The organism is Kitasatospora sp. NPDC024654, from assembly GCF_055559155.1.
The window spans coordinates 1-17,345 of the sequence record NZ_JBVHLF010000064.1 but is presented as its reverse complement, the minus strand read 5'-3'; the positions used below and the strand labels follow the sequence as shown (position 1 = coordinate 17,345).

The following is a 17,345-nucleotide window of genomic DNA, read 5'->3' as shown; positions in this document are numbered from 1 at the left end:
CGCCGGCGCGGCAACCACACAGGCGTCAGCCCTTGCCGAGGACGGTGACCGCCAGGCGGCCGCCCGCGTAGTCGGCACGGATCACCTTCTTGTCGAACTTGCCGACCGAGGTCTTCGGCACCGCCTCGACCAGCGACCAGCGCTCTGGGAGCTGCCAGGACGCCACCCGGTCGGCTAGGAAGGCACGCAGGCCCGGCAGGTCCACGCCCGCACCGGCGCGCAACACCACGGTGGCCAGTGGACGTTCGCCCCACTTCTCGTCGGGGACGGCGACCACGGCGGCCTCCGCGACCTCCGGGTGCGCCATCAGCGCGTTCTCCAACTCGACCGAGGAGATCCACTCGCCACCGGACTTGATGACGTCCTTGGCCCGGTCGGTGAGGGTCAGGAAACCGTCCGGGGTGATGGTGCCGACATCACCGGTGCGCAGCCAACCGTCCTCGCTGAACTTGTCCTCCGGGCGCTCCGGGTGCTGCCCCGCGCCGCCGTAGTAGGCACCCGCGATCCACGGGCCGCGCACCTCCAACTCGCCCGCCGAGACGCCGTCGTGGGGCATCCGCTGGCCGTCGGGGCCGGTCAGCCGGGCCTCCACCGAGGCGGGGAAGACGCCCTGGGTGACCCGGTAGCGCCACTCCTCGTCCGCCGTGAGGCCGGCCGGCGGGAGCCCGAAGGTGCCGAGCGGGGAGGTCTCGGTCATCCCCCAGGCGTGCACCACGCGGATCCCGTGCCGCTCCTCGAAGCCGCGCATCAGGGCCGGCGGGCAGGCCGACCCGCCGATCACGACCATCCGCAACGACGAGGTGTCGTAAGGGGTTTCGCGGCCCGTCGGGTGGTCCAGCTCGTCCAGCAGGCCGTTCCAGATGGTCGGCACGGCGGCGCTGAGGGTCGGCCGGACCCGGTCGATCATCGCGGCCAGCGGCTGCGGCTGGAGGAACCGGTCCGGCATCAGCAGGTTGGCGCCGGACATGAACGCGGCGTGCGGAACCCCCCAGGCCCCGACGTGGAACATCGGCACCACCGGCAGCGCGGTGTCCTGCGGGGTGAGCCCGAAGGTGGCCGCGGAGTTCACCTGCAGGCAGTGCAGGTAGATCGAACGGTGGCTGTACACCACGCCCTTGGGGTCACCGGTGGTCCCGGAGGTGTAGCAGATCATCGCCGCGCGACGCTCGTCGATCTCCTCCTGCCACGGGTACGTGGTGGGCCGGTCCGCGATCAACTCCTCGTAGTCGTGCACGGATCCGGCGAACCCGGCCAGCAGCGAGCGGTCGCCGGGACCGCTCACCACGATGTGCCGGAGGGTGGGCGCGAGGTGCGGCAGCACCCCGGCCAGCAGCGGCAGCACACTGCCGTTCACCAGGATCGCCTGGTCGGCCGCGTGGTTGATGATGTAGGCGAGTTGGGCCGCGGGCAGTCGCAGGTTGAGCGTGTGCAGCACCGAACCCATCGCCGGCACCGCGAGGTAGGCCTCCAGGTGGTCGGCGTTGTTCCACATCAGCGTGCCGACCACGCTCTCCCCGGTCACGCCGAGCTCGTCGCGCAGCGCGTGCGCGAGCCGGGCGGCGCGGGCGCCGATCTCCGCGAAGCTGCGCTCCTCGGGGCCGTGCTCGGTCCAGGTGGTCACGGTCGCGCGACCGTGGACGGTCGAGCCGTGAGTCAGGATCCGGGCGACGGTGAGCGGTACGTCCTGCATGGTGCTGAACACGCGGGTCCTCCTTGACCGGGCTGCCTGCCGTGCTACCGGCGGGTAGCGGTACGGCGTCGTTCGATTCTGGCGCTCCGACCTGGGCGGTGTCAGCAGCTTCGGGCCAGGTGAGACGAGCGGCTCAGTGCGACCGGAGCTGGTCGGCCTCCGGGAGCCAGTCGCGGTCCGGCCGGTACTCCAGCCAACGGTGCCGCCGCCCGGCCTCGGCGAAGCCGCGCAGCAGGGCGGCGATCCCCGGGTGCGCCTGCCGCCGCGGCCAGACCAGCGACCACGCGTAGAGCGGAACCGGATCCACCAGCGGGACGGTCCGCAGCCCGGCCCCCGCCGCGCCGTCCGGCAGCGGGACCTCGGCCGGGAGGAGCGAGAAGCCGTCCGGGGTCGCCCGCAGCCGGGCCAGCAGGTGTTCGACGCCGAGGTTGGCCTCCCCGGACTCCACCGCCACCTCGAAGCGCTCGGCGAACCGCCGCAGGAAGTCGAGCCGCTCGACGTTCGCCGGGCAGAGCAGCCGGCTGCCCCGCAGATCGGCCGGGCGCAGCTGGTCGGCGCCGGCCAGCGGGTGGCCCGCGCCGAGGATCGCGTCCACCGGCTCCAGCCGGACCAGCCGGTGCGCCAGCGCCTCGTCCCGGCCGTCCGACAGCGCGTGGTGGCGGCCGAACCCGGCGTCGGCCTCGCCGCGCAGCATCGCCCCGGCCGCGGACGGCAGATCACGCCCCGATCCGACCTCGACGGCCGACTCGGCCATCCCGCCCATTCCCTGCCGGACCGTTCGCAGCGGCGCGAACAGGTGCCCCCAGACGTCCAGCCGGAGCGGCCTGGCCCGTGCCCCGACGGCCGCCAGCGCGTCCTCCCCGGCGGCCAGCAGGACCCGCGCCGGACCGAGGAACCGCTCGCCCGCCGCGGTCAGCCGGACCGGCCCGGTGCCACGCTCGAACAGTCGCTCGCCCAGCCGCTGCTCCAGCCGGGCCACCCGCTTCGAGAGCGCCTGCTGAGTGATCGCCAACCCGGCCGCCGCGCGCCCGAAGTGGCGGTGCTCGGCGGTCGCGGCGAAGGCCCGCACCTGGGCGAGATCGAGATCCACGACCGCCATCCTCGCCGACAACCGTCGGTTGTCAAGGCGGTCCGGTGGTTGTTGGACCGCCCCCGGCCGCGGGCGGTTGGCTGGAGGCAACGAACGGAGCCAAGGGAGCGAGCGATGAAGGCGTTCACAGCGACCGGCCGGACCGGCCGGACCGGGAAGTCGGTGCGGCTGGCCGAGGTCGAGGAGCCGGCGCAGCGGCCGGACCAGGCACTGGTCAAGGTCGAGGCGTACTCGGTGAACCGCGGCGAGACCTTCCAGCTGGAGCGGCCGGTCGCCGGCTGGCGGCCCGGCAAGGACGTCGCCGGCCTGGTGGTGCAGTCCGCGCCGGACGGCTCCGGGCCGGCGGTGGGCGCCCGGGTAGTGGGTCACCCGGCGTCCGGCGGGTGGGCCGAGTACGTCGCGGTGCCGACCGACGCGCTGGCCGCGCTGCCCGACACCGTGGACACCGTCCGGGCCGCCGCGCTGCCGCTGGCCGGCCTGACCGCGCTGCGCCTGTTGCGCGCCGCCGGCCCGCTGACCGGTCGCCGGGTGCTGCTCACCGGCGCGTCCGGCGGGGTGGGCCACTACCTCACCGAACTCGCCGCCGCGGCCGGGGCCGAGCTGACCGCGGTGACCGCCTCGGCCGAGCGCGGGGCCCGGCTGGCCGAGCTGGGGGCCGCCGCGGTGGTGCGCGACGTCGCCGAGGCGGCCGGGCCGTTCGACGTGGTGCTGGAGTCCACCGGCGGCCGGGCGCTCCCGCTCGCGCTGGCCCGGCTGGCGCCGCGCGGGCTGCTGCTCTGGTTCGGCCAGGCCGGCCGGCAGCCGGCCACCCTGGACTTCTTCGACTTCTTCGCCGGCCCGGTGAGCGCCACCCTGCGGCACTTCAGCTACGCGGACGTGGACCAGCCGGACGGCCGCGACCTGGCCACCCTGGTCCGGCTGGTCGCGGAGGGCCGGCTGCACCCGGAGATCGGCACGGTCCGCGGCTGGCGGCACACCGCCGAGGTCCTGGACGACCTGCGCGACCGCCGGGTGCGCGGCAACGCCGTCCTGACCGTCGGCTAGTCGACCCATCTGCCGTTACACGTCTTCGAGAGGACCGATCACCATGCTGGACCCACGGACCGTGGTCACCCGTTACGTCACCGCCGTCGCCGAGGGCGACCTGGCGACCATCACCGAGAGCTTCGCCGAGGACGCCACCTGGGAGTACCCGGGCGACCTCCCCTTCAGCCGAGTGTGGACCGGCCGGGACGCCATCGTCAACGACTTCCTGGGCGCGGCCGGTGCCCTGTTCGCGCCCGGCGGCGCACCGGTGGTGACGCTGCGGAGCGTGCTGGCCGACGGCGAGCAGGTGGTGGGCGAGTGGACCGCCCGCGGCACGGCGGCCAACGGGCGGACCTACGACAACCGGTGCCTGGGCGTCTTCACCGTGCGCGAGGGGCGGATCGTCGCGGTCCGGGAGTACCTGGACACCCTGCACGCCGCGCGCACCCTGTTCGCCGCCGGCTGAGCCCTCCGGCGTCCTCAGGGGGCCACCACGGTGTCCAGCTGGTCGCCGTCCACGGTGAGCGTCACTCCGCCGTAGGTCTCGTCGGCGCTGCCGTGGTACTGGTGCATCCGCTGGTGGGCGGTCCACTGGCCGTCGCCGAGCACCCCGCCGCCGTCGGTCACCGCCCGGCTGTCCCAGCGGGCGTACCAGACGGCGTCCGGCAGCGGCCGGACACCGGTCCGCTGGGCCGTGGCCAGGTCGCAGATCCCGGAGTCGACGCTGGAGTAGTAGCCGGACCAGTAGCCCGCGTCGTGCAGGCCCTCGGTCCAGCCCACGGTGAAGTCGACGACGGCCCGCGAGCAGGCCGCGTCACCGGAGGCGTAGGACTCCATGTCGAGGTAGACCGGGGTGCCCTGACCGAGGCCGAGCGCCTGCGCGCCGAGCACCGCCTCGGCGGCCTCCTCGCGGCCCTGCTCCACCGCGTGCGCGGGGTCGATCCGCTGCGGCTTGCCGGGCACGTCGGCGCACGGTGCCTGCCGGCCGACGTGGGTCGGGATCAGCCGCCAGCCCTGGGCGCGGACCTGGCTGACCCAGGCGGCGGTCAGCAGCGGCTGGTCGCAGCCGCGCTGCCGGCCGCTGATGTAGATGCCGACCGCGCCGTACGGGGAGGTGCCGCGCCAGGCCTTCATGGCGGCCAGCGGCGGCGCGCTGCAGGCGTCGAAGCCGGCGCCCGTGTAGACGGAGTACGGGAGGTAGTCCGTGCCGTCGCGGTCGTGACCGGTGCCGTCGGGGTGGTGCGGGCGGTGCTTCGGATCATGCTGCGAGGCGGGGCCCGGGTGGTGTCTCGATGCGGACTTCGGGTCGTGTTTCGATGCGGCGCCCGAGCGGGCGGGGGCGAGCGGGGCGTTTCCGGCGGCCGTTCCCGTGGTCGCGAACAGCAGCGTCAGGGCGGCTGCGGAGAGCAGCACCGGGCGGAGGTAGCGGACCATCGGGCTATCCTGACGATCTGTCGAGCACACTGGTGGTCGGACGCGCCGGGCCGGCTCGCCGCTCACCCCTCCGGGGGACCGGCTCACCCGACCGGGGGTGCCACCCGCCGTCCGCGGACACGCCGGTGGGCGGTGCCGTTGCCGACACCGCCCACGGACCCGGAGTGCGGTGACCCTTTCCGCCGCCGGGCCGGCCTTCCCGGGTGGCGCGCGACCGCCCCGTCAGGCCGGAACCGGCCTCAGCCGCCGATCGGAGCGAACTGGACCTGCACGTTCTTGTCGCCCTGGCCCGACAGCACCAGGCCGGAGTTGTCCTTCACCCCGAGGGTGTTGTTCTGGTTCGAGGCGCCGTCGCCGGTGGCGGTCTGCTGCGTCCAGTTGTTGTTGCCGTCGATGGTGCCGAAGACGTTGCCACTGCCCACGGTCGAGACGACGCTGCTGTTGGAACCGTTGTCGGCACCCGCGCCGTTGTTGGCGAAGGCCGAGCCGGCACCAGCGAGGAGCAGACCTGCGGCGAGCGGAGCGGCGGCGAGAGCGACGGCCAAGCGGGCCGAGCGGAAGCGTGCCATGGAATCCTCCAAGGAGCTTGGACCAATGAATTGCCAAGACTGGTGCGGGAGTTCACGGCCAGATGAACCCCTGCGGGCTGCGACGCCGAAGAACAGACTTGCTCAGCAAATCGAGAACCCGCCAGCGCTCCGGGTTCGTTTCCCTCGAACGCGTGACTTCCGGGCTCTAAACCAGGAACACCGGAAAGCCGATACGTGTCGGCCACCGCACCGCTCCGACCATCGCCCGAGGCCGCTTCCGCCCGACCGGACGCCCTGGTCACGAGGTCCGGAACGGCTCAGAACAGCTTGCCGGGATTGAGGATTCCCAGCGGGTCGAACAATCCTTTCATCTGCTTTTGCAGCTCCAGGCCGACCGGTCCCAACTCGCGGGCCAGCCAGTCCCGTTTGAGCAGCCCGACGCCGTGTTCCCCGGTGATCGTGCCGCCCAGTTCCAGACCCAGCGCCATGATCGCCTCGAAGGACTCCGCGGCCCGGGCCACCTGGTCCGGATCGGCCGCGTCGAAGGCCACGATCGGGTGCGTGTTGCCGTCGCCCGCATGGCAGACCATGCCGATGGTCAGCCCGCAGCGCTCGGCGATCGCGGCCACTCCGGTCATCATCTCCGCCATCCGGGAGCGCGGCACCGCCACGTCGTCGACCATCGTGGTGCCCAGCGTGTCCAACGCGGTCAGCGCCAACCGCCGTGCCGCCAGCAGGAGTTCTGACTCCGCCTGATCCTCGGCCGGGACCACCTCGGTGGCTCCGGCGGCCCGGCACAGCTCGCCCACCTCGGCCAACTCGCGCAGCCGCTCCGGCCCGTCGAAGGCCACCAGCAGCAGCGCCTGGGTCGACTCCGGCAGGCCCATCCGGGCCATCCGGTTCACCGCCCGCACGCTCACCGCGTCCATCAGCTCCATCAGCGACGGCACGAACCCCGCCTCGCTCACCGCGCAGACCGCCGCGCAGGCGCTGTCGGTGTCGGCGAACTCGGCCACCAGCGCCAACTGCGGTGCGGGGGCCGGCCGCAGCGCCAGCACCGCGCGGACCACCACCCCGAGGGTGCCCTCGGACCCGACGAAGAGCCGGGTCAGGTCGTAGCCGGCCACCCCCTTGGCGGTCCGCCGGCCGGTCCGCAGCAGCCGGCCGTCGGCCAGCACGACGTCCAGGCCGAGCACGTACTCGCTGGTCACGCCGTACTTGACGCAGCACAGCCCGCCCGCGCCGGTGCCGATGTTGCCGCCGATCGTGCAGGACTCCCAGCTCGACGGGTCCGGCGGGTAGGCCAGCCCGTGCTCGGCGGCCGCCCGGGACAGCTCGGCGTTGACCACCCCGGGCTCGACCACCGCGATCCGGTTGACCACGTCCAGCTCAAGGATCCGGTCCATCCGCACCAGCGACAGCACGATGCAGCCGTCCACCGCGTTGGCCGCGCCCGACAGCCCGGTCCGGGCGCCCTGCGGCACCGCCGGGACCCGCAGCTCGGTCGCGGTCCGCAGCACGTGCTGCACCTCCTCGACGGTGGACGGGAAGACCACCACCGCCGGCGCACCCGCCGCGCAGAACCCCGCCATGTCGTGCCGGTAGCTCGCGGTGACCTCCGGATCGACGGTCACCGCCGACTCCGGCAGCCCCTTGAGCAGCCGCTCGATCAGCTCGTCCACGCCCGCCTCCTCAGCTCCGGGGGCGGGCCTGGCGCCCGCCCCCGCCCTGCACTCTGCCGCGTGGGCGGCCCGGGCGACAGACGACCGCGCCGCGACCGCCGCCAGTCGCCGCCGGCTGCCGGCCGCGGCACCGCCGTCGCCCCGGTCGAACCGGGCCGGCCCGTCACCGTGATCGTCCGTCCCGCGACCCCGAGCACACCCGCCCGCGCGAACGCGACCGTCCCCGGCCGGAGCGTTCCGGTCGGGGACGGTCGCGTTCGCACCCGGTGCTCATCCGCTCCGGTGTGTGAGTATTACTCAGTTTCCGCGCCGCGCACGGCGCTTGAGGCCGAACAGCACCGCGCCGCCGGCGGCGAGCAGGGCGGCGGCACCGGCGAACAGGGTGCCGCTGTTGCCGCCGCCACCGGTGAAGGCCAGCGAGGCGTCGCTGGTGGCGGGGGTCGGCGCGGCGGCCGGGGCGGAGGCCGGAGCGGCGCTGGCGCTCGCGACGGGCGCGGGGGTGACGGGGGCCGGGGTGACGGCCGGCGCCGCCGGGGCGGAGGTGTGCGCCGCCGGAGCCGGGGCCGCCTTGTGGACGGGGGTCGGCGCGGTGGTGGGCTGGTGGCTGGGGGCGGGCTGCGCGGTGGGCAGCTGGCCCATCAGGTCGAGCTCGTTGCTGGTCAGGCCGGTCTGGCCGTCCGCGGCGCCCTCCGTGCCCACCAGGAAGTAGTTCTTGACCTGCTCGGCGACCGTGGTGGGCGTGGTGATCCGCAGGTCGTAGCTGACCGACTGCCCGTCCGCCAGCGGGCCGTCGAGCGCGGCGGAGTCGACGAACACGGTCGGGTCGCAGCCGGGCCGCGTCGGGAGGTCGACCACGCCACCGCCGTGCACCCACTGGACGACGGTGTTGCCCTGGTTCATGACGCCGAGCGTGGTGAAGAAGGACGGGACGAGCGTCACGTGCTGGTACCCGGCACCGGTGTGGTTGGTCGCGGTGACCTGGACCTCGAAGGAGGTCCGACCCGCCGAGCTGGTCGTCCTGACCAGGCTCGTGGCGAGCGTGGGCGAGCCGTGGTGGGCCGGGCCACCGGCGACCGGGCTCTCCCCGGGCAGCGTCACCGAACCGTGCGTGCACGGGGTCACGGGGTGGTTGTCGGCCCATGCGGGGACGGTGGCCGCGCCGGTCGCGGCGAGCAGCAGGGCGGCGACGGTGGCGGTCTTCTTCGCGGACGCGGACAGGGCAGGGCGCTGGATGGTCATGATGGTCCCCCAAGGACATCGACGTGGTGCTGGTGTGGTGTCGCGTCCCCTGACCGTTTCCCCGGCTCAGTCCGTCGCGCAGGGAAAATACTTCCACCCGATCATCCGTACGTCGTACGCCTACTGTCACGGCCGCGTCACGAGCGTTTCCGCCCCCGCGACGGGCCACGGCGGGGCGGTCAGGCGGCCTGGAGGGCCGGACCGGAGGCGGCCCGGGCGGTGGTGGCGCGGTAGGCCCGCAGCCGGATGGTGACCAGGCGGGCCACGGCCTCGCCGAGGGCCATCAGCACGAAGGCCGCGACCCAGGCCTGCGAGCTGGTGATGTGCTGGTCGATGCTGAAGTTGGTGACGGTCTTGCCGAAGCCGGTGTGCTGCTCGGCCAGGACGAACGCGATCCGCGCGCCGATGCCGCCGACCCACAGCACCGCGGCCAGCGCCCCGGCCTTGGCGTAGGCCCCCTCGGCGGTGACCCACACCCGGGTGGCCAGCCCGCACAGCACGCCGAGGCTGATGCCGGCGGCGGCCAGCACGACCTCCAGTCCGAGGTCGCCGCCCGCGGTGGGGATGGAACGCAGGTAGTAGAACGCGGTGCCGGCGACCAGCACGACCGGGAGGATCAGGCTCACCAGGTCGAGCCGCCCGCCCTTCATCTGCCGAACGACCAGAAGGACCAGCACCAGCTGCACGCAGTACTCAGTAGTGGACATGCCCCCACTCTCCCGCCGCACCCCCGCCCGGGGCGTCAGCCCGCGGGTTGGCCCCCGGGTGGACCCGTCCCTCCACCCCGGGGTTGACCCACCCACCACCGGGTTGACCGGACGCGGCACGGGCGGGCGCCGGCATGCCGCCGACACCCGCCCGCCGGACCTTTCAGTGGACGCGACCCACCGCGGCCTCGGTGAACCACAGCCCGACCGCCATGCGGGCCAGCAGCACCGCCATCACCTGGACCTGCGTCGCCTTGGGCAGCTCGTTCCCCCGGTTCCGGCCGTTCACCGCCACGTCCGCGACCTTCGTCCGCATCTCCGGCCGCCGCCCCACCAGACTCAGCGAAACTCCCAGGACCACGGAGGCGTACAACGGCGGCAACTCACCCGGCCCCATGTGCTTCACGAGCCCCGACGCGGCGGCGAAGAGGACCCCGGCGACCGGGCCGAGAGACACCCGGATCCGGTAGCTCCGATTCGGCATCAACGGAACGAGAGTGATCAGGTAGACGACCGTCACAGCGACGGAGACGAGCCACCAGATCGACTCGGAGATGTGCGGAGGCTGCATTCTCTTTCCTTGGCCGGCTGGGGCCCGATGGCAGGCCCCGGCACTTCGTTCATTGCTGATCGGTGATTTTCCTGCGTCGGGAGGAGAACTCCCCGTGCGACGGCTGCGCTTCCCCGGGAGCTTCTCCCGCACCACCCGTGCTACCAGGTGAACAGGCCCACGATTCCCGCTGGTTCTGCCGAACGGCGACGTCCCGGGCCTGACGGGCGGCCTGATCAGCCGCGGCGGCGTCCTTGCCGGCGGCCACCGCTGACACGCGGGCCCCAACGGCCGGCGGCGACGACCACGGGGACTACCAGCTGATCAGCCGGGCCGCCAACGGGCTGACCACCGACCACGACCGGGTGCGGTTCGCCGACTTCACCGGCGACGGGCACGCCGACTACGTGCTCGCCAACCCGGACCGCAGCGTCACCGTCTACGCCTGGAACGGCGGCGACGGCAACGGCGGTTGGAGCGACCTCGGCAAGGTCGCCAGCGGCGCCTGAACCGTCAGCGCCGGGCGGGCCCGCCGGCCACGACCGCGGGCCCGCCGTGTTCGGCGGCGAGGTGGTGGGGGCGGGCCGTCCCGGGGGCGGCGAGGCCTTCCGGAATCAGAAGTCCTCGGTGCTCGCGTCGATCAGGCCGGATCCCGCGTCGGGTCCCAGGTAGCTGAGCAGATGTCGCGAAGTCGGGGAGAGATCGGCGCGCCAGGCGCACCGCGGCGGTATGTAGAGCACCTCGCCGGCCCGCAGCCGGCACTGCAGCGCGACCGGCGCGGCGGGCCCGGCCCCGGAGACGTACCACTCACCAACGCCGACGGTCTGGTGCACCATCACGTGCGAGTCGACCGGCGCGTAGCGCACCGAGTCGCCCGCGACGGTGCCGCGCACGGTACGCACGGCATAGCCGGTCAGCCGGCCCAAGCAGGCTGCCAGCAGGCCCAGTTGGTCCGCGCTGGCGTCGGGCCGGTAGGCGGGGTGCTCGTGCTCGGGCCAGAAGACGCTCGGTGAGCGGTCGTGGTGAACGGCCAGGAAGAGGGCCAGTTCCCGATGGTGGAGCTCCGCCGCCTCGGCGGCCGTATGCTGCGTGTCCGGCATGTCGAGCTTCCCCCGTGTCGTCCCCCCGCCCGACCTCGCCCGGGTCGGCCGGGACGCCCAGAACTGTTGGCCGGGTCATGGGGGGTACGGGAACCATGCCACACCACGCGGACCGACGGTAGTCACGTGTTCACGTTACCGGGGCCGTCCGCCGGCAGCGGATCGTCACCGTCCAGCAGACCGCCGACCGCCGCCGCGACCCCGGCCTGGAACCGGCTGGTGGCGTTCAACTGCTCCATGATGTCCGCGATGTGACGCCGTGCGGTGCGCAGTGACATGCCCAGCCGGCGGGCGATGGTCTCGTCCTTCAGGCCGGCCGCCAGCAGCCGGATGATCGTCTCGTGGATCTCCCGGGAGACCTGCCCGAGCCCCTGGCTCGCCGCGTCCGCGAACGGCGTGGCGCGTTCCCAGGTCTGCTCGAAGATCTCGCACAGGTAGCCGACGGTGGACGGCTCGCTGATCACCACCGCACCCCACGAGCCGTCCTGCACCGGGATGAAGGCCCGCTCACGGTCGAAGACGATGAGCCGGCCGAAGAGCTCGTGCGCCGTCCGGTACTGGGCGCCGAGCACGGAGGCGGCGGCCACGTAGGCCTGGCTCGGGACGTTGAACCGGGCGGTGTGGTGGTACAGGGTACGGATCCGGATGCCGCGCTCCAGCATCTCGCGGTCCCGGTCGATCGCCTCCTGCATCGCCGCGGGGACCCGGGAGCCACCACCGGGCTGGCAGGAGAGCATCTCCTCGGCGCAGTTGGCCGCCGCGCGGGTCAGCGCCGCGCGCACGTCCTGCAGGTTGTCCAGCACCTCAAGACCGCCCGAGCTGGGCGACGAGGAGCGGTGGTACGCCTGGGTGTAGCGAACCAGTGCCTCACGGATCCCGACCAGCCGCTGCCGCTCCTCGCGGATCCGCTCCTCGATCGGTGCGGCGAGCTGGGCGGTGGCCGTCTCGGGCGCCACCGCGTAGCCCACCGCCGGATCCTCGGGGGTAGTGTGCACGAGCCGGGCGGCGATCAGCCGGCCGATCGAGTCCGTCGCCTCCTGAACGGCCAGCGCCGTCCCCTTGGCGACCGCCTCCGGGTCCACCGACCGGTGCTTGCCGATCCAGGCGTAGACGTCCAGGTCGATCTCCTGCAAGTGGGCGGCAGGGGAGAAAGTGCTGTTTGCCTGCACTTTGTCCACTTCTGCCCACCTGTCATTTTGGTGTTTGGCACTTTGGTGAAGCGTTTGACCCATGGCAGTCAGGATAGGCAGCGAGCGACGCTTCACAGGTGACCGAACGAGCCCCTGCCCCTGGGGCTCCGGAACCCACCTGGAGAATCCCATGCAGCGACTCACCTTGCTCAAGCGGATCGTCAACACCACGGCGGTCACCGCCGTGCTCGTCATCGGGGCTGCTCCGGCCGTCACCGCCGCCGCGGCCACCCCCCACCCGACGCAGCGGACCTCGGTGCTGGCCGCCGCGGACCGGGGCGCGCGGTTCAACTGCCCCCGCCACTTCCGGTGCGACGACAGCTCCTGGGGCGGCTGAGCCGGCGGTCGCGCCATCCGGTCGCACCGCCCACCTCCGGCGCGCGCTCACCTCGTGGACCGAGTAGACCGAGAGGCCACCATGTCGTTCGAGACCCCGCCCCCGCCGGCGTTCAGCCCCCGCGAACGGGAGATCCTCACCCATCTGGCGGAGGGCGCGACCTACCAGGTCATCGCGCGCCGGCTGGGGATCAGCCCACACACCGTCGACACCTACGCTCGCCGGCTGCGCGACAAGAGCGGAGCCGCCAACCGCGTCCAGCTGGCGCTCCTGGCGGTCCGGCTGGGGTGCGCGGTGCCGCCCCACCCGTTCGCTCCCCGCGACGCCCGTCCACCACACAGAGCAGAGGGAGACCACGATGGACGCTTCGAGCACCAGACGCCCGCCCCCGAGGCACGGCGGTGGAGCGGTGTGCGGGACGCCGCAGGGGGTGCCGGCGGGTGAACCGGACGCCCCGGCCGGCGCTCCCTGCCCGGTCACCCTCGACGAGCGGCAGCGCAAGCTCATCTCGCTGCTGATGGCCGGTCACACGGACTCCAGCGCGGCCCACCGGCTGGGCATCAGCCCACGGACCGTGACCAACATCCTGCGCTCGCTGATGGACCGGCTCGGCGTGGACAACCGGTTCCAGCTCGGCGTGGCCCTGGGCGCCCAACTGCGGCTCACCGCCCCGAAGACCCACCTGCGGCCGGGCACCGGACACCGCGGCGCCGTGCACCAGGGCTCGCGGACCTTCGACCGCGCCACTTGAGTGTTCGTCAGGGTTCCCGGCCGTTCGGAGTGCGGGCCGGCGCTGGACCCCTCCCGGGTGGCCGCGTCGAGCGCTGACGGCCGTGCCCGGGGCAACGGTCGACTGCGCAGAAGTCCGCTGCCCCGGCCTCCGGCCCCGGCAAGGAAACCGGGGGTGCCTCCAGCATGCACCGGGCAACTCCCGTCCGCAGCAGCACCGCAGACCCCGCGGGAACACCGACAGTCCCAGCACTGTCACGTGCTCACGGAACCAGGCACGTCCCGCTCCGCGTCCTGCCGCGCCCGGACGCGCGGGAGGCCGTTCGGACCGCGGTGACGGGTTGACTCGGTGCGACGCGCCAAGAACCCTGCCAGCCAACGGATTTGGGATGCGGCAGGGCGACCGGTGGGATCAGGTGGGCCCGGGGTTCGGCAGTGGCGCCCGGCCGGCCGCCGGCGTCCGGTCCGCCGCGATGCCCGGGATTCGTTCCGACCCGTCGCGGGACTTCGGGGACCCGCCGCGGAGGCCGGGTGCTCCTGCGGTCTCCGCGGGCCGAGGGTGCCCAGGCATCACGACGCAACTTCTTCGCGTTAAGCTGTACCCATGAGTGCCCGAGCAGCCGCACGCCCCGGCGGGCGCAGCGCGCGCGTCCAGCAGTCCGTACACCAGGCCGTCCGAGATCTCGAGGCGGAGCTGGGCCGGGACGCGCTCACCGTGCCCCTGATCGCCGCCCGCGCGGGGGTCACGCCGTCCACCGTCTACCGGCGCTGGGGAGATTTGCGGGAACTGCTGTCCGACGTGGCCGTCGAGCGGCTGCGACCCGACACCGCACCGGCCGACCACGGCAGCCTGCGGGCCGACCTGGCGGCCTGGGCGGAGCAGTTCGCCGAGGAGATTTCCTCACCGGCGGGCCGTACCTACATCCGGGACGCCCTGCTGGGCGACCCGGAACAGGGCAACGCGGCCCGCTGCTCCGACTACGCCGCCGAGCAGCTGAAGGCCATCGGCGTGCGCGCCGCCGGACGCGGTGAGGCCGTGCCCGACGTGGAGACCCTGCTGGACGTCGTCGTCTCCCCCCTGATGTACCGCATCCTGTTCCGCCCTTCGGACCTGTCCACCGCTTATACCGACCACCTCGTGGAGGCGGCGCTCAGCCGGACACACACTCCCCCCTCGCACTAAAAGCTAAGAAGTTGCGTTTTGGGGGCTGGGGACTGCTACTCTTCACTTAAAGCAAAGTGTTTGCCTTAAGGCCCAGAGGTGCTCATGCCCAGCGTCACAGCCCCGTCGTCCCGTCTCCGCCGCCTCCCCGTGCTGGGCCGCCGCAGCGCCTTCACCCTCCACGCCTCCGTCCTCGTCGGCCTGCTGGCCGCCTCCAGCGCGCCGACCCCGCTCTACGCCCTCTACCAGGCCGCGTGGCACTTCTCGGCCATGACGGTCACCGTCGTGTTCAGCGCCTACGCGCTCGCCCTGCTGGTGGCACTGCTCGCCGCGGGAACGCTCTCGGACCACCTGGGCCGACGCCCCGTACTCGTCGGCGCGCTGCTCGCGGAAGCCGCCGCGATGGCCCTCTTCGCCACCGCCCAGGGGGTACCGGCGCTGATCGCCGCCCGGATCCTGCAGGGCCTGGCCACCGGCGTGGCCACCAGTGCCGCCGGGGCCGCCCTGCTCGACTTCGAGGACCCCGACCGCCCGGGCCGGGCGACGCTCGCCAACAGCACCACCCCCGTGGCCGGCATGGCGGCCGGCGTCCTGGTCTCCACCGCCCTCACCCAGTACGCCCCCGCCCCCACCCGCACCGTCTACCTCCTGCTGCTCGTGCTGTTCGCCGCGCAGGCCGCCGCGGTCCTCCTCACCACCGAGACCGCACACCCCCACCCCGGCGCATGGCACTCGCTGCGCCCCGGCGTCAGCATCGCGCCCGCCTCCCGCCCGGCCATGGTGCTCGCCGCGCCCGGCATCATCGCCGCCTGGGCGCTGGGCGGCTTCTACTCCTCCCTCGGCCCCTCACTCGCCCGGCTCATCGCCCCGCACGCCGCACGGGCCACCGGCGGCCTGGTCTTCTTCACCCTGACCGCCACAGCCGGCCTCGCCGTCCACGCCGCACGGCCGCTGGCCGCCCGCACCGTGAGCCTCGCCGGCACCGCGGCCCTGATCCCGGGGGCCCTGCTGACCCTGAGCGGACCGCACCTGCACAGCCTCCTCGCCCTGTTCGCCGGCACCGCCCTGGCGGGCGCGGGCTTCGGAGCCGTCGGCCAGGGCGCCCTGCGCCTGCTGCTGCCCCCGGCCGCACCCGGCGAACGCGCCGGAACGCTCGCCGCGTACTACGTGCTCAGCTACCTCGCCATGAGCGTCCCCGCGGTCCTCGCCGGCCTGCTGACCAGTCTGTACGGCCTCCAGACCGCCGTGTCGCTGTACGCCGTGACGGTCATCCTGCTGACCCTGATCGGCCTGACCAGGCTCGCCCGCACCACGCGGCGGCCCGCCACCGCCTGACGCCCCCCCCGCAAAGGACCCACCGATGAACACCGGCACGACCCGCCAGACCGCACCCTCCACCGCCGGTCCGGCATGGAACCTCGGCGACATCGCCGTACGCCGCATCGACGAGATCGAACTGCCACCGCAGACCGGGCCGTGGCTGCTGCCCCAGGCCACCAAGGAGGTGCTGGACGAAGCGTCTTGGCTGCGCCCCGACTTCGCCGACGCCGACGCGCCCCGCCTGGCGAGCCACAGCTTCGCGGTGGAGGCGGGCGGCCTGCTGATCGTCGTCGACACCGGCATCGGCAACGCCAAGACCCGCGCCAACCCGGCCTGGCACGGTCTCGACACCGACTTCCTGGAGCGCCTGGCGGCGGCGGGCTTCCCGCCCGAGTCCGTGGACCTGGTGATCACCACCCACCTGCACACCGACCACGTCGGCTGGAACACCCACCTCGTCGACGACGACTGGGCCCCGACGTTCCCCAACGCCCGCTACCTCACCAGCCGCACCGAATGGGACCACTGGGCCACCACCGAGTTGGACGAGGCCCGCAGCCAGATGTTCCGCGACTCCGTCCGCCCCGTTCGCGACAACGGACAGTACGACCTCGTCGACGTGCCCGAGCACGGACGCGAAGTGGCCCCGGGCATCCTTCTGGTCCCGGCACCGGGCCACACCCCGGGGCAGGTCGCCGTGGAACTGCGCGGCAGCGACCGCCGGGCGCTGATCACCGGCGACAGCATCCACCACCCCGTGCAGCTGTCCCATCCCCACGTGACCAGCTGCGTCGACATCGACCCCGCCCAGGCGCTCCGCACCCGGAGCCGCCTGCTCGACGACCTCGCCGCCACCGACGCCCTGCTCCTGGGCACCCACTTCCCGCGGCCCACCGCCGGCACCGTCCGCCGGGAGAACGGACGCTACCGCCTGCTCGCCGAGCACGACACCGAGGTCCCACCCACCACGGCCTGAGGCCGCCCCCCCGCCACCACCGGCACGGGCCGTCGCGGGGGCACCACGTGACTCACCCTCACAACACGACGGAGCGTCGCCGCCCACCCCACCGACCAAGGTGGACGGCGACACCCCATCCCGTTCCGGCACCGCGCCGGATCCCACCGAGCTGGGTCGCCTGACGCCTTGACCACCAGGCCGGCGATGCGCCGTGCTCCGGGCGGGCGTTGACCACGACGCCCACCGTCGGGTGGGGTCCGTCCGCCGGCCTCGCGGTGGGGTGGCGTGCCCGAGCCCCCCACTCGTCACTGATGCGCTATCAGTCACGAAGTGGGAACATCTCCCCCCTCGCTCGCTCAGCAATGAGCGGCCTCCCCTGGCAATCACCGGCCTGCTTGCCAGGACCGACCCAAAGCCCTCCGTGCAGGCACTGCGAGCAGTAGCCCTCCGGCCTAGCGGGCCCGGTGCTCGGAGCGCACCCGTTTTCCTGCTGACTTCTCGTCATCTAGCCTCGGGCTTTCACGGCGACTGCTGTCCGATGGGTGATCAGAAAAGAGAAAAGTGCTCCTGACCTGCAACGATGGGACTTGTCTAGGGTCCA

19 protein-coding genes are annotated in these 17,345 nt (G+C 73.3%); 9 read left to right on the top strand and 10 right to left on the bottom strand.

Annotated features, from left to right (window positions below; genetic code table 11):
- Positions 1-25 precede the first annotated feature (25 nt).
- Together ACZ38L_RS28825 and ACZ38L_RS28820 are read right to left on the bottom strand one after the other, a co-directional pair.
- Positions 26-1,702 carry a long-chain fatty acid--CoA ligase gene (locus ACZ38L_RS28825; protein ID WP_465698653.1) on the bottom strand — a complete coding sequence of 559 codons (1,677 nt, stop codon included), beginning with the start codon at positions 1,700-1,702 and terminating at the stop codon, positions 26-28.
- 121 nt (positions 1,703-1,823) lie between these two features.
- Positions 1,824-2,780 carry a LysR family transcriptional regulator gene (locus tag ACZ38L_RS28820; RefSeq protein WP_465698651.1) on the bottom strand — a complete coding sequence of 319 codons (957 nt, stop codon included), beginning with the start codon at positions 2,778-2,780 and terminating at the stop codon, positions 1,824-1,826.
- A 114-nt stretch (positions 2,781-2,894) separates the two neighbouring features.
- Here ACZ38L_RS28820 and ACZ38L_RS28815 point away from each other — a divergent pair, with 114 nt between their 5' ends.
- Positions 2,895-3,824, top strand: a complete 930-nt coding sequence (locus ACZ38L_RS28815; RefSeq protein WP_465698649.1) for a zinc-binding dehydrogenase — start codon at positions 2,895-2,897, stop codon at positions 3,822-3,824.
- A 43-nt stretch (positions 3,825-3,867) separates the two neighbouring features.
- Positions 3,868-4,272: a nuclear transport factor 2 family protein gene (locus tag ACZ38L_RS28810; RefSeq protein ID WP_465698647.1), complete on the top strand. Its 405-nt coding sequence runs from the start codon at positions 3,868-3,870 to the stop codon at positions 4,270-4,272.
- 14 nt (positions 4,273-4,286) lie between these two features.
- Here the strand turns inward: ACZ38L_RS28810 and ACZ38L_RS28805 are convergent, their stop codons facing one another.
- The 6 genes from ACZ38L_RS28805 to ACZ38L_RS28780 all read right to left on the bottom strand — a co-directional run bounded on the left by ACZ38L_RS28805 (position 4,287) and on the right by ACZ38L_RS28780 (position 9,969).
- Positions 4,287-5,240: a DUF1906 domain-containing protein gene (locus tag ACZ38L_RS28805; protein ID WP_465698645.1), complete on the bottom strand. Its 954-nt coding sequence runs from the start codon at positions 5,238-5,240 to the stop codon at positions 4,287-4,289.
- A gap of 239 nt (positions 5,241-5,479) precedes the next feature.
- Positions 5,480-5,809 carry a hypothetical protein gene (locus tag ACZ38L_RS28800; RefSeq protein ID WP_465698643.1) on the bottom strand — a complete coding sequence of 110 codons (330 nt, stop codon included), beginning with the start codon at positions 5,807-5,809 and terminating at the stop codon, positions 5,480-5,482.
- Between the two features lie 278 nt (positions 5,810-6,087).
- Positions 6,088-7,452 (bottom strand): FAD-binding oxidoreductase, encoded by a 1,365-nt coding sequence (locus tag ACZ38L_RS28795; RefSeq protein WP_465698640.1) that lies wholly within the window; start codon positions 7,450-7,452, stop codon positions 6,088-6,090.
- A 297-nt stretch (positions 7,453-7,749) separates the two neighbouring features.
- Positions 7,750-8,691, bottom strand: coding sequence for a hypothetical protein (locus ACZ38L_RS28790; RefSeq protein ID WP_465698638.1), 942 nt, complete (start codon positions 8,689-8,691; stop codon positions 7,750-7,752).
- A 179-nt stretch (positions 8,692-8,870) separates the two neighbouring features.
- Complete coding sequence (locus ACZ38L_RS28785; RefSeq protein WP_465698636.1) at positions 8,871-9,398, bottom strand: hypothetical protein; 528 nt, start codon at positions 9,396-9,398, stop codon at positions 8,871-8,873.
- A gap of 163 nt (positions 9,399-9,561) precedes the next feature.
- A complete protein-coding gene (locus ACZ38L_RS28780) occupies positions 9,562-9,969 on the bottom strand; it encodes a hypothetical protein (protein ID WP_465698634.1) in 408 nt (135 codons plus the stop codon).
- A 233-nt stretch (positions 9,970-10,202) separates the two neighbouring features.
- Between ACZ38L_RS28780 and ACZ38L_RS28775 the strand changes: the two genes are divergently transcribed.
- Entirely contained in the window at positions 10,203-10,457 is a 255-nt protein-coding gene (locus ACZ38L_RS28775; RefSeq protein WP_465698632.1) for a hypothetical protein, read from the top strand.
- A 105-nt stretch (positions 10,458-10,562) separates the two neighbouring features.
- Here the strand turns inward: ACZ38L_RS28775 and ACZ38L_RS28770 are convergent, their stop codons facing one another.
- A complete protein-coding gene (locus ACZ38L_RS28770; RefSeq protein ID WP_465698630.1) occupies positions 10,563-11,048 on the bottom strand; it encodes a hypothetical protein in 486 nt (161 codons plus the stop codon).
- Between the two features lie 122 nt (positions 11,049-11,170).
- Complete coding sequence (locus tag ACZ38L_RS28765) at positions 11,171-12,226, bottom strand: helix-turn-helix transcriptional regulator (RefSeq protein WP_465698628.1); 1,056 nt, start codon at positions 12,224-12,226, stop codon at positions 11,171-11,173.
- Positions 12,227-12,368: 142 nt separating this feature from the next.
- Here ACZ38L_RS28765 and ACZ38L_RS28760 point away from each other — a divergent pair, with 142 nt between their 5' ends.
- The 6 genes from ACZ38L_RS28760 (at position 12,369) to ACZ38L_RS28735 (ending at position 16,762) form a co-directional block, all read left to right on the top strand.
- A complete protein-coding gene (locus tag ACZ38L_RS28760) occupies positions 12,369-12,575 on the top strand; it encodes a hypothetical protein (protein WP_465698626.1) in 207 nt (68 codons plus the stop codon).
- Positions 12,576-12,656: 81 nt separating this feature from the next.
- On the top strand, positions 12,657-13,019 hold the full coding sequence (locus tag ACZ38L_RS28755) for a response regulator transcription factor (RefSeq protein WP_465698624.1): 363 nt from the start codon (positions 12,657-12,659) through the stop codon (positions 13,017-13,019).
- Positions 13,006-13,326 carry a helix-turn-helix domain-containing protein gene (locus ACZ38L_RS28750; RefSeq protein WP_465698622.1) on the top strand — a complete coding sequence of 107 codons (321 nt, stop codon included), beginning with the start codon at positions 13,006-13,008 and terminating at the stop codon, positions 13,324-13,326. The genes ACZ38L_RS28755 and ACZ38L_RS28750 overlap by 14 nt, the downstream gene beginning before the upstream one ends.
- A 582-nt stretch (positions 13,327-13,908) precedes the next feature.
- Positions 13,909-14,487: a TetR/AcrR family transcriptional regulator gene (locus ACZ38L_RS28745; RefSeq protein WP_465698620.1), complete on the top strand. Its 579-nt coding sequence runs from the start codon at positions 13,909-13,911 to the stop codon at positions 14,485-14,487.
- Between the two features lie 84 nt (positions 14,488-14,571).
- The gene (locus ACZ38L_RS28740) at positions 14,572-15,801 is read left to right on the top strand and encodes an MFS transporter (protein ID WP_465698618.1); all 1,230 of its coding nucleotides are present in this window, start codon (positions 14,572-14,574) and stop codon (positions 15,799-15,801) included.
- A 25-nt stretch (positions 15,802-15,826) separates the two neighbouring features.
- A complete protein-coding gene (locus tag ACZ38L_RS28735) occupies positions 15,827-16,762 on the top strand; it encodes an MBL fold metallo-hydrolase (protein ID WP_465698616.1) in 936 nt (311 codons plus the stop codon).
- Positions 16,763-17,345: the final 583 nt, after the last annotated feature.